7 protein-coding genes are annotated in these 12,263 nt (G+C 63.6%); all 7 read left to right on the top strand.

Going from position 1 to position 12,263, the window contains the following annotated elements; all coding sequences use genetic code 11:
- Positions 1-19 precede the first annotated feature (19 nt).
- The 7 genes from E4633_RS08695 to E4633_RS08725 all read left to right on the top strand — a co-directional run bounded on the left by E4633_RS08695 (position 20) and on the right by E4633_RS08725 (position 11,919).
- Positions 20-907 carry a glycyl-radical enzyme activating protein gene (locus tag E4633_RS08695; protein WP_135869862.1) on the top strand — a complete coding sequence of 296 codons (888 nt, stop codon included), beginning with the start codon at positions 20-22 and terminating at the stop codon, positions 905-907.
- Complete coding sequence (gene hypD / locus E4633_RS08700) at positions 908-3,268, top strand: trans-4-hydroxy-L-proline dehydratase (RefSeq protein ID WP_135869863.1); 2,361 nt, start codon at positions 908-910, stop codon at positions 3,266-3,268.
- A 22-nt stretch (positions 3,269-3,290) separates the two neighbouring features.
- A complete protein-coding gene (locus E4633_RS08705; RefSeq protein WP_135869864.1) occupies positions 3,291-3,506 on the top strand; it encodes a DUF1653 domain-containing protein in 216 nt (71 codons plus the stop codon).
- 370 nt (positions 3,507-3,876) lie between these two features.
- The gene (locus E4633_RS08710) at positions 3,877-4,707 is read left to right on the top strand and encodes a CheR family methyltransferase (protein ID WP_135869865.1); all 831 of its coding nucleotides are present in this window, start codon (positions 3,877-3,879) and stop codon (positions 4,705-4,707) included.
- Positions 4,707-5,840 carry an NrtA/SsuA/CpmA family ABC transporter substrate-binding protein gene (locus E4633_RS08715; RefSeq protein WP_135869866.1) on the top strand — a complete coding sequence of 378 codons (1,134 nt, stop codon included), beginning with the start codon at positions 4,707-4,709 and terminating at the stop codon, positions 5,838-5,840. Before E4633_RS08710 ends, E4633_RS08715 begins: the two co-directional genes overlap by 1 nt.
- Positions 5,837-9,952, top strand: coding sequence for a response regulator (locus E4633_RS08720; protein WP_135869867.1), 4,116 nt, complete (start codon positions 5,837-5,839; stop codon positions 9,950-9,952). Before E4633_RS08715 ends, E4633_RS08720 begins: the two co-directional genes overlap by 4 nt.
- Positions 9,931-11,919: a response regulator gene (locus tag E4633_RS08725; RefSeq protein ID WP_246037985.1), complete on the top strand. Its 1,989-nt coding sequence runs from the start codon at positions 9,931-9,933 to the stop codon at positions 11,917-11,919. Before E4633_RS08720 ends, E4633_RS08725 begins: the two co-directional genes overlap by 22 nt.
- Positions 11,920-12,263: the final 344 nt, after the last annotated feature.

Consider the following 12,263-nt stretch of genomic DNA (forward strand, 5'->3'; position numbering starts at 1 on the left):
CGGGGGACGCGGCCAAGCTATGAGCAGTGGTGTGATCTTCAACCTGCAGCGCTACTCGCTGCACGACGGGCCCGGCATCCGGACCACGGTCTTCCTCAAAGGGTGTCCCGCGCGCTGCTGGTGGTGCCATAACCCGGAGAGCCACGCCGCCACGCCCGAAATTGCCTGTTCCCAGAACCGCTGCATCTCCTGCGACGCCTGTCTGCTTGCGTGCCACGAGGGGCTCAGGCCGCGTAACGCCTGCCGCAACTGCGGTGCCTGCGCCGAAGCCTGCCCGACCGGCGCCCGCGAGATGATCGGCAGGGAGACGACGGCTGCCGACGTGCTGCGTGAGGTCCTCAAGGACCGCATGTTCTTCGAAGATTCAGGCGGCGGCGTCACCTTCTCGGGAGGCGAGCCGCTCTGCCAGCCCGCCTTTTTAAGGGAACTCCTCTCAGGATGCCGCGCCCACGGCATCCATACCGCGGTGGACACCGCGGCGCTCTGCCCGACCGAGCCCCTCATCGATCTCGCCCCGCTCGTGGACCTCTTCCTCTTCGATCTGAAATGCGCCGACAACGACTTGCATCTGCATGGGACCGGTACCGGCAACGCCGCCATCCTTAAGAACCTGGCGGCGCTGGGACGGGTGCATCAAAACATCTGGATCAGGATCCCGGTGGTGCCCGGTTTCAACGACAGCGTTCAGGAGATGGATGCGTTGGCGGAGCTTGCGGCAGGGGCGGCGGGGGTACGCCAGGTCTGGCTCCTCCCATATCACGGCAGCTGGTCGGCGAAACCGGCGCGGCTTGGTAAAAAGGCACCGAGAGAGGCTGTGACGGCGCAGGCGCCCGCCGCGGACACGATGGAGAATTTCGCCCGGCTCTTTAAAGAGAGGGCCCTGGACATACAGATAGGAGGGGTATAGATGACCGGAAGAACCGAACGTTTGCGTGAGGAAAGTCTCGCCGCCGAGCCGGCCATTTCCGCCGAGCGCGCGCTGCTCATCACCGAGTTTTACCGCGAGAACGACGGGCGCTGGTCGACCCCGGTGATGCGCGCGAAGTCCTTCTACCACCTCTGCGAGAAGAAGACCATCTACATTGGAGAAGGCGAGCTGGTGGTCGGGGAGAGGGGACCTGCGCCGAAGCTCGTCTCGACCTACCCGGAGCTTACCTGCCATTCGCTTGAAGATCTGCGCATCCTCGATTCCCGGGAGAAGACCTGGTATCGGGTCGACGACGCATGCATGAAGATCTACCGCGAGAGCGTGGTTCCCTACTGGGAAGGGAGGTCGCTGCGCGAGAAGATCTTCGCCGCACTCCCCGAGGAGTGGCACGAGGCGTACCGCCACGGCATCTTCACCGAGTTCATGGAGCAGCGCGCCCCGGGGCACACGGTGCTCGACGACAAGATCTACAAAAAGGGGCTCCTCGATTTCAAGAAGGACATCGCGCAGGCGATCGACGCCCTGGACTTCGCCGCCGACCCCGACGCCTGGGCGCGCCGCGAGCAGCTCGTCGCGATGGACATCTCGTGCGACGCGGTCATCCTCTTCGCGGAGCGTCATGCGAAACTTGCCGAGAGCATGGCCGCTGCGACCAGCGACCTTGCGCGCAAGCAGGAGCTTTTAAAGATCGCGGCCAACTGCCGCTGGGTGCCCGCGCACGCGCCGACCGACTACTGGGAGGCGCTGCAGTCCTACTGGTTCTGCCACCTGGCCGTCATCACCGAGCTGAACGGCTGGGACGCCTTCAGCCCGGGGCACCTGGACCAGCACCTTCATCCCTTTTACCGGCAAGGGGTGGAAAGCGGCACCCTCTCCGAAGCGAGCGCACGCGAGCTCATGGAGTGCTTCTTCGTCAAGTTCAACAACCACCCGTCCCCCCCGAAGGTCGGCGTGACCGCAGCGGAAAGCGGCACCTATACCGATTTCGCCAACATAAACCTGGGCGGGCTCCTTCCCGACGGCTCCGACGGCTCCAACGAGGTCTCCCACCTCATCCTCGACGTGATCGACGAGATGCACCTTTTGCAGCCCTCGAGCAACGTGCAGCTCTCGCGCAAGTCCCCGGACGCCTTCTTGAAGCACACCCTCAAGGTGGTGCGTAACGGCTACGGCTTCCCCTCCATCTTCAACGCCGACGCCGTGGTCGAGGAACAGCTGCGCCAGGGGAAGAGCCTCGTCGATGCCCGCGCCGGCGGCTGCAGCGGCTGCGTCGAGGTGGGCGCTTTCGGCAAGGAGGCCTACATCCTCACCGGTTACTTCAACCTCGTGAAGATGCTGGAGCTTGCCCTGCACGACGGCGTCGACCCGATGACCGGCACGCAGCTCGGCCCGCAGACGGGGAGGGCGGAGAGTTTCGAAAGCTTCGAGGCGCTCTTCGAGGCGTTTCGCACCCAGCTCGCCCACTTCATCGACATAAAGATCCGCGGCAACCGTCTCATCGAGATGATCTACGCCTGCACCATGCCGGCGCCGTTTCTCTCCGTCCTCACCGACGACTGCATCAGCCGCGGCGTCGACTACAACGCGGGGGGCGCGCGCTACAACAACAGCTTCATCCAGGGGGTCGGGATCGGCAGCATCACCGACGCGCTCTCCGCGATAAAGGAGCAGGTATTCGAGCGGAAGGCGGTCCCCCTTGCCGAACTCGTGGAAGAGCTCGACGCCGACTTCGCCGGACAGGAGCCTTTGCGCCAGCGGCTTTGGAACAAGACCCGCAAATACGGCAACGACGACGACTACGCCGATGACCTCATGCGTCTTGTCTTCGACTCCTTCTTCGACGTGGTGGACGGCAGACCCAACACCAAAAACGGCGTCTACAGGATCGAGATGCTACCGACCACCTGCCATGTCTACTTCGGCTCGGTGGTTGGCGCCACCCCGGACGGGCGCAGGCGCGGGACGCCGCTTTCCGAAGGGATTTCGCCGGTGCAGGGGGCGGACCGCAACGGCCCGACCGCGGTCATCCGTTCCGCCGGTAAGATGGACCACATCAGAAGCGGCGGAACGCTCCTGAACCTCAAGTTCTCGCCGACGCTTCTTTTCGGCGCGAACGGCCTCGACGGCGTCGCAGCTCTCGTGCGGAGCTACTTCAGGATGGACGGCCATCACGTCCAGTTCAACGTGGTGGATGTCGAGACCCTGAAACGTGCGCAGGCGGACCCTTCCGAGCACCGCGACCTCATCGTGCGCGTCGCGGGCTACAGCGACTACTTCTGCGATCTCTCCGTCGAACTGCAAAACGAGATCATCGCGCGGACCGAGCACGCTTCGTTCTAGACTACGGAAGGGAGGATGCAACATGCCTGTCGAACCCGGCCGCTACCGGCACTACAAGGGAAACTACTACGAAGTCATAGGAACCGCGCGGCACAGTGAGACCGAGGAACCGATGGTGGTGTACCGCCCGCTCTACGGCGAGGGTGGGCTTTGGGTGCGCCCGGAAGCGATGTTTCTGGAGCAGGTCGATGTGGATGGCGTGCTCCAGCCACGCTTCAGCCGCTCCCTTTCCGACTAGACCTTCACGAGAAACTAAGGGGCCGTCTTCGAGCGGGGGGCGGTCTGTTTCATTTCCCACCGTATGCTCTCAGCGATGCCGCATGTATCCGTAAATATACATACTTTGCGGATTGTCTTTGCACTGTAACAGTAATCAATTCTCGTTGACTTTACTTCCTGAAAAGGTGTAAGTGAAGATCGCTTTTACTTACAGCTCAAGTAATAGTTTTTCCTACCGAAACGAAAGAAGAGAACGGCCTGTCAGGGCGTTTTTACTCTTCTTCGTTACCGCTGTAAAAGATAGCCGGAACGAAGTTGCCCATTTATTCCATGTAATCCCCGGAACGTGCCGCTCCGCCGACGCGTTTCTGCAGCCCCTGGAGGCCTGATTGCGTGAGACGGTAGCTGAGATTATCCAGTTTTTGACGCTTCATTTCGGTGAGGATTTTCGCTCCTACGCTCAAGGGCTCGTGGAAAGAAGGATCCTTGAGCGGACCGCCCAACTCCGGCTTTCCGATGCCGCGGCTTACCTGGACCTGCTGCGGAGCGATCCTGAGGAGCCGTGTCGTCTCGTCCGCATGCTGCGCATCAGGTTCAGCAGCTTCTTTCGCGACCCTTTGCAGTTCGAGCTTCTTCGCTCCCACGTGATCCCTCCCATGCTGCTGCAGGGCAACGGGTACTTCCGGGCCTGGTCCGCGGCGTGTGCCGGCGGCGAGGAAGCCTGTTCCCTTGCGATCATCATCGATGAAACCGCCAAGCTTTTAAACCTGCAGACGAAGGTGCAGATCTTCGCCACCGACATCGCGGAAGACGCGCTGGAAGAGGGTCGCCGTGGACGCTACGCGGCGGGGAGCCTTGGGGGGGTGCCGCTGCAGCGGTTGAATACCTACTTCACTCCGGACGGGGGTGGCCACCGGATCGATCCGTCCATCCTCTCCATGATTACCTATTCGCGCCACGATCTCCTCGATCCGCACACCTATGCGCCGCCCGAATCCCTGTTCGGGGGGTTCGACCTTATCGCCTGCCGCAATTTCCTGATGTACCTGGATCCGGAGGGATACCTGAAGGTCTTCGACAACCTCTTCCGAGCCCTGAACCAGGGAGGGATCTTGATGCTCGGGAAGGCGGAAACGGTGCCTGAGCGGTATCTTCCGCACCTTGATCGCATCTTCGACTGCGGCAACCTATACCGCAAGAAGCAGACCGGGAGGAGCTGATGCCTAGTTTGCTTCGTCGTGTCATCCTCACCTTTTTCATCGCACTGTCTCTTTGCGGGTGCTCCTCCAAGGAGGAGGGCGCCCCCTCCGGGCGGCAGCAGCAGGCAGCCGCAACGTACCAGGGGTACCGCTTCGGCGGCGATGCCGTCCTGGACCTGGGCTCGCAACCGATCACCCTGCCGGAAGCCGCCGTTGCCGAGCTTTTGACACGCGACAAGACGCTCGAGGAGCGGCTCGCCATGGCCGGCATGGAGCTCAGGGTGCACCCCTTCTTCAAGGGGAGGGACATCGCCGGTTACCTGGCGACCAAGCAGCTCGACGGCGGCATCTTCGCGGACATGCCCACCCTGACGGCCCTTGCCACCGGTAATTTCGTGGTGGTCGCCCAGCTCAAGCAGGGGTTTGCCTCCATCATCTCCAAACGTCCGATGCTCGTGCGCGACCTCAAGGGGCGACGCGTCGCCACCGGCATAGGATCAGCCGCACATTTCGCCCTTTTGAGCGCCCTCGAAAGCGAAGGGCTCTCCGAGCGCGACATAAAGCTCGTCCCGATGGAGGTCAGCGAGATGGCGCAGGCGCTCGACAACGAAAGCATCGACGCCTTCAGCGCCTGGGAGCCGACCCCCACCATCGCCCTCGCCCAGCATCCGGAATGGCACCTGATCAACAAGGGGATCAGCTACGGCTTTCTCTGCCTGCGCCGCGAGTTCGTGGCACAGCACCCGGAGCAGGTGCGTGAGCTTGCGGCCTCGGTGGCGCGCGCCTGGATGTGGATGCGCCTTCCCGGACACCTCGATCAGGTTTCCGGGTGGACCATCGCCACGGCCGGCCGTTTCCAGGGGACGGCGCTGCCGCTCACCGCTCCCCAGGTAAGCGGCCTCGTACGAAACGACCTGCTGAACATCCCGGCCGCCCCGCGCATATCCCCGGCCCTGCTCAGCGAAGAAGGGCTTCTCTACAGGAAGTTCATCTTCCTGAAACAGGCCGGTAAGATCCCGCAGACGACCCCCTGGTCGCGGATACGCGACTCCTTTGACAATGAAATGCTGCGCAAGGTAATGGCCGAAGGGGAGCGCTTCGCCCTGCAGAGGTTCGATTACCGCAGTTCTGATCCATCGGATGGTGCCAAATGAAAAAAACGTTCTTCCCCACCCTTAAGGGGCGTCTTGCCTTCTGGTTCACTACCATCTGCCTGGTGCCCCTGGCTCTCATCACCACCCTGATCTACGTGCAGCGCGTGCGGCTTGCCACCTCGCTCATGCTCGACAAGCTTGCGGCGGTCACCGCGCTGCGCCAGGACCAGATCAACGCGGTCCTCGACAACCTGATCGTCGACGTCACCACGGTGAGCTCCGGGAAAAGCGTGCAGGTCGCCGCCCGCACGCTCCTCGCCGACCGGCACGCCCTGCAGGAATCCGCAGGGGACAGTTTTCCCCTTTTGCGCGGCTACCAGGGGGGATACGAGCCGGTGTCCGACGTCTCCATCGTGGCCGAGGACGGGACCATCCTTTTAAGCACCGATGCCGCGCGGCGCGGCCAGCGCATCGCGCGTCCGGAGATCGCCACCGCGGCACTGCACGACGCGACCCCCATCCTCGGCGAGGCGTACGTGTTCGGCAGCGAGGCGAGTGCCAGCTTCGACCTCGCCGCACCGGTCAAGGGGGAAGGGACCCCGGTGCGTGCGGTCGTCGTGGTGCGCTACAACCTGCGCAAACTTCTTTCCGTCATCACCGAGAACCGTACCGGCATGGGGCAAAGCGGCGAGGTCGTGCTGGTGAACCGCGAAGCCCAGCCCCTGGTCGGGCTGCGCTTCCTCCCGGACGCCGTCTTGAAGGTCCGTCTCAAGGGGAAGCCGGCCCTCCTGGCGGCCGCAGGGCAAAGCGGCATCGCACGTACCACGGATTACCGCGGCGTCGACGTCCTCTCCGCCTATGCGCACATCCCGCGCACCGGTTGGGGACTCGTCTGCAAGCAGGATTCCGCCGACATCTACACCCCCATCAAGCGGATGTTGTACCTCACCTACGGGTTGAGCGTCTTGATAGCCGTCCTCGTCTTTTTCTTGGCATGGCGGCTCGCCAAGGGGATCAGCGCTCCGCTCGTGAAGCTTTCCGACGCGGCGAGCGAGATCCAGAGTGGGGATTACGCAGTGCGGATAGAGCCGGAAGGGACCCTGGAACAGGTCGCCCTCGCCGGTGCCTTCAACGCCATGGCCGGGACCCTGCAGCTGAAGATGGCGGCTCAGGACGCCATGCTGCGCCTGTCGGAACGCCTGGTGGATGCCGCTTCCCTGGACGACTTTTTCCGGCGCCTCCTCCCGGTTTTCTGCGAGATCACCGGGGCGAAGCTGGCGGCGGCCTTCGTGAAGGACGCCGAAGCGGACCACTTCGTCCCCGCCTGCGCCATCGGCGCCGACTGCACCAGGATGCGCCGCTACAGCCGCGCAGGGCTCGAGGGGGAACTCGGCATCCTGCTCGCTTCCCGGCGCATCACCCGTTATGCCCCCGAGCGGGACGGCTCGTCCCTGCGCCTGCTCACCCCGTTCGGCGAGATCGTCCCTGCGGAGATCGTGACCATCCCGGTCGAGGTGGACGGGGAGCTCTGCGCCTTCATCTCCCTCGCCTGCGACAAGGCCTTCGCCTCATGGGTGCATGAAACCCTGGAGATGGTGCTCATGCCGCTTGGCTCCGCCTACGCCCGCATCCTTGCCGAAGAGGACGTGCACCGCCTCGCCTCGGAGCTTGCCGTCAAGAACGCCGAGCTCACCCAGCAGTCCGAGGAACTGGTGCAGCAGTCGACGGAGCTCGCCCAGCAGTCCGACGAGCTCGCCCGCAGAAACCGCGTGCTGGACCAGCAAAAGCAGCTTCTCGAAGAGGCGACCCGGCTTAAGAGCGAATTCCTCTCGAACATGAGCCACGAACTGCGCACCCCGCTCAACTCAGTGCTGGCACTCACCCGCGTCCTTGCGGTTCAGGGGAGCGAGCGGCTCACCGCGGACGAGAAGGGATATCTATCCATCATCGAGAAAAACGGCAAGCACCTCCTCTCGCTCATAAACGACATCCTCGATCTAGCGAAGATCGAGTCGGGGCGCCAGGACCTCTACCTCGAGGCGGTGGCGCCGGAGCGGATCGCCGCCGAGGTGGTCGACGGGCTCGCGGTCCTGGCTGGCGAAAAGGAGATCGCGCTCGAGCTCCGTGCGCCCGAGTCCGTTCCCCCCATGGTCGTCGATGTGAAGAAGCTGCGCCAGATGCTGCAAAACCTCGTGGGGAACGCGGTGAAGTTCACGCAGCGCGGCTCGGTCACGTTGCGGCTCACGCCGTTTGAGGGGGAGCTCCTTTTCGAGGTGGAGGACACCGGGATCGGCATCGCGCCGCAGTACCTGGACAGCATCTTCCACGAGTTCCGCCAGGCAGACGGCTCCACCTCCCGCTCCTACGAGGGGACCGGGCTCGGCCTTGCCATCGTCAAGAAGACGGCGCGCCTTCTCGGGGGCGACGTGAGTGTTACGAGCGAGCAGGGGAGGGGATCGCTCTTCACCCTGCGCCTGCCGCTTGACTGCAGCCGTGCGGCAGGTCCGGCCCAAAGTGCTCTGGTCGCACCTGCACAGGCGCCGCCGCACCAGGTGCCTGGACGTCCCATCCTGGTGGTCGACGATGACCCCGAGGCGGTATCGCTCATCACCGGACACCTCGCGCAGGCCGGCTTCGAGACGCTGACCGCGCTTAACGGCGCCGACGCGCTGCGGCTCGCGCGGGCAAGGCATCCTTTCGCCATCACCCTTGACATCATGATGCCCGACATGGACGGGTGGGAGGTGATGCGGGAGCTCAAGGAGCATCCCGACACGGCGGACATCCCGGTGGTGATCATCTCTCTCTCCGAGGACCGCGAAACCGGCGTTGCCCTTGGTGCCGTCGGTGTGATCGCCAAGCCGGTCGGCAGGGAGCAGCTCATGGAGACCTTCGCGCGGCTTGCCGGCGCCGGGTGCCGCCTTGTGCTCGTCGTGGACGACAGCGAGTTCGACCGGTACTTCATCGCCTCCATGTTCAAGGAGCAGGGGCTCGACGTCCTCATGGCCGAGAGCGGGCCGGAGGCCCTCGAGCTTGCCGCTGCCGACCACCCAGATCTGATCACCCTGGACCTGCTCATGCCCGGCATGGACGGCGCGGCGGTCCTCGACCGCTTGAGGTCGAACGAGAGCACCGCCGACATCCCGGTGGTGGTGATCACCTCCAAAGAGCTCTCGGCCGTCGAGTTGCAGCGCCTCTCCTCCGGGGTGAGCGCGGTCCTGTCGAAAAACGCCCTCGACCGCGAGGTCGTGCTCGATGAACTGGTGAAGACCCTGACGCGGCTTGGCTGGCAGCTACCCGAGCGGCGCGGGCCGAAGGGGGCGCGCATCCTCATCGTCGAAGACAGCGAGGCGGCTACCATCCAGCTCCGCTTCGCGCTCGAGTCGGCCGGTTTCTGCGTCGATGCCGTCTCCGGTGGGAGGCACGCGCTTACCTACCTGAAGACCCACGTCCCGGACGGGATCATCCTCGACATCATGATGCCCGAGGTGGACGGCTTCGAGGTGCTGGAGGCGGTGCGTTCCTCGAGCCTCACCAAAGAGGTCCCCGTGCTCGTTATGACGGCGAAGACCCTTTCTCCCGGGGAGCACGACCGCCTGCGCGAGCTCGCCGTGCGCCACCTCGTGCAGAAAGGGGACGTCGAGCTGCAGGAGCTCTTGCGCCGGGTGTACGAGATGCTGGGGGGGATGACGCTCTTTCGGGGGGAGGCCGCGACGCTTTCTCCTGCCGCCGTCTCAGCCGCGGCGAGCTGGGTGGGAGACGGCTCCCTGCTCGTGATCGAGGACAACCCCGACAACCTGACCACCCTGAAGGCGGTGCTCGGCACCGGGTACCGCATCATCGAGGCGGTGGATGGCGCCGCCGGGGTCGAAGCCGCGAGGCGGTCGCTTCCGTCGCTCATCCTGCTCGACATGCATCTGCCCGTGCTGGACGGCTTCCAGGTGCTGCAGCGCCTGAAAAGGGATCCGGCTACGGCCGCCATCCCGGTCGTGGCGCTTACCGCCAGCGCCATGGCGGGCGATCGTGAAAGGGCGCTTGCCGCGGGATGCGCGGGGTATCTCTCCAAGCCGTATCAGCCCGAGGAACTGCAGGAAGTCGTGGCGCGTTACTTTGCACCCGCGCAGCTCACCGCCCCCGAGCAGGCCGCACCATGCGAGGAATTGCCCACATGAAGCTCCTCGCCATCGACGACAACCACGACAACCTGCTCACCCTAGGTGCGCTCCTGAAGATATTTCTTCCGGAGGCGAGTCTCATCACCTCGCAGTCGGCCCAGGACGGGATCCGCCGAGCGCGCATGGAGGGGCCGGACGCCATTCTCCTCGACATACAGATGCCTGGTATGGACGGCTTCGAGGCGACCAGGCGCCTGAAGTCGATACCTTCCACCCAGCACATCCCGGTGATCCTCGTGACCGCGCATAGAAGCGATTCCGCCTGCCGCGTCAAGGGGCTCGAGTGTGGCGCCGATGCCTTCCTCTCGAAACCGATCGACGAGGCGGAGCTCGTTGCCCAGATCAAGGCGATGGTGCGCATCAAGCGGAGCGAGGACGCCCTGCGCCGGGAACGCGATTCGCTCGAGGCGCTTGTTGCGCGGCGTACCGGCGAGCTCTTGCTCGCCAACCGGGAGCTCAAGGAGAACCTGGAGCGGCTTGCGCAAAGCGAGGCGCGCTACTCCCGCGCCGTACGGGGCACGAGCGACGGGCTGTGGGATTGGGACCTGAAAAGCGGCGACTTCTACTATTCTCCGCGCTGGAAGGAGCTTTTAGGCTTTGCCGACGACGAGCTCTTCAACGAGGCGGATACCTTCTTTTCGCGGCTGCACCCGGATGAAGTAGCGCGGGTGCAGGACGCACTCGATGCGCACTTTTCCGGGCGTTCCTCCTTCGACCTAGAACTGAGGCTCAGGACCAGGGAAGAGGTCTACCTGAAGGTACGCTGCCGCGGACAGGCGGAGTGGAATACCGAGGGTGAGGCCGTGCGCCTCTCCGGAGCGATCACCGACATCACCGAACGGCAGCAGATGGAGGAGCAGCTGCGTCAGTCCCAGAAGATGGAGGCGGTGGGGCAGTTGGCGGGCGGGGTCGCCCATGATTTCAACAACGTGCTCACCGTCATCGCCGGCTACGCGAACATCCTGAAGATGGACCTGCCCGACGACAGCCAACATCTGGAGCTGGTCGAACAGATCGCGGTGGCGAGCGAGCGCGCAGCACAGCTTACTCGCGGTCTTTTGGCCTTCAGCCGCAAGCAGGCCATGGCGCCGCAGCAGACTGATGTCGGCGAGATCGTGCGCAGGGTCGAGCAGTTCCTCGTGCGGGTCATCGGAGAAGACATCCAGCTAAAGACCGAGCTGCTTCCGGAGCGGCTCCCTGTCTTCGTCGATCTCGGCCAGATCGAACAGGTGCTGATCAACCTGGCCGCCAACGCGCGCGACGCGATGCCGCGCGGGGGGACCTTCACCATCGCCACCGGCCTCCAGGAAGCCGGCGCGGGGGGGGCGCAGGCCGTCATCATCGTCTCCGATACCGGGAAAGGGATGGATGAGGAGACCCGCAACAGGATCTTCGAGCCCTTCTTCACCACGAAGGAGGTGGGGAAGGGGACCGGGCTCGGCATGGCCATCGTCTACGGCATCATCCAGCAGCACAAGGGGAGCATCCGCGTAAGCAGCACCCCCGGGTACGGGACGACCTTCACCATCGAGCTCCCCCTTCTCACGGTGGAGACCTCCCTTGGCCAGGACCAGGTGGCGCCGTTTGAGCCGCCGAGCGGTACGGAGACCATCCTCGTGGCCGAGGACGACCCGAGCGTGCGCAACCTGGTGGAAATGGTGTTGACCAAGCATGGCTACCAGGTGATCCTCGCGGACGACGGACAGGAGGTCGTCGAGCGTTTCGCCCTGCACCAAAACGGCATCGGCCTCGTACTGATGGACATCATCATGCCGCGCAAAAACGGCATAGACGCCTTCGATGAGATAAGGAAGGTGCGCCCCGACGCGAAGGTGCTGTTCACCTCGGGTTACACCGCGGACTTCATCCAGAGTCGCGGCATGCAGGAGGGGGTCGAGCTGATCATGAAACCGGTACAGCCGTCGGAACTGCTGCGCAGGGTGAGGGAGGTGCTCGAGCGTTAAATCACCCAGCCGGATAAGCCCCTTTAACATTAAAATTATTTTTTCTTATTTTTTTTCGCCCTCCAATTTCCTCCGTTTTTCCTCTGCCCGCTATCATTAATTTTCCTACAACTCTTTGAATCTAGGGCCATTACCCTAGCAGTGCAGGCGCCTTGTGGCGTCTTTTTTTATTCAATTTACCGAATAATACGATTTCTGCGTGGAATGGTTGCTGCTGAATTAGGGTAAACCGCCTAGTGGGGAATATCCGGTTTTCCTACAAGCTGGTGCTACTCGCTCATTAAGAGTGCGAAATCACGGAGGTTTGACGGGTATGGTCCCACCCGGTAAAACCTGGCGGTGGC

It is taken from the genome of Geomonas terrae, assembly GCF_004791675.1.
Lineage (GTDB): Bacteria > Desulfobacterota > Desulfuromonadia > Geobacterales > Geobacteraceae > Geomonas > Geomonas edaphica.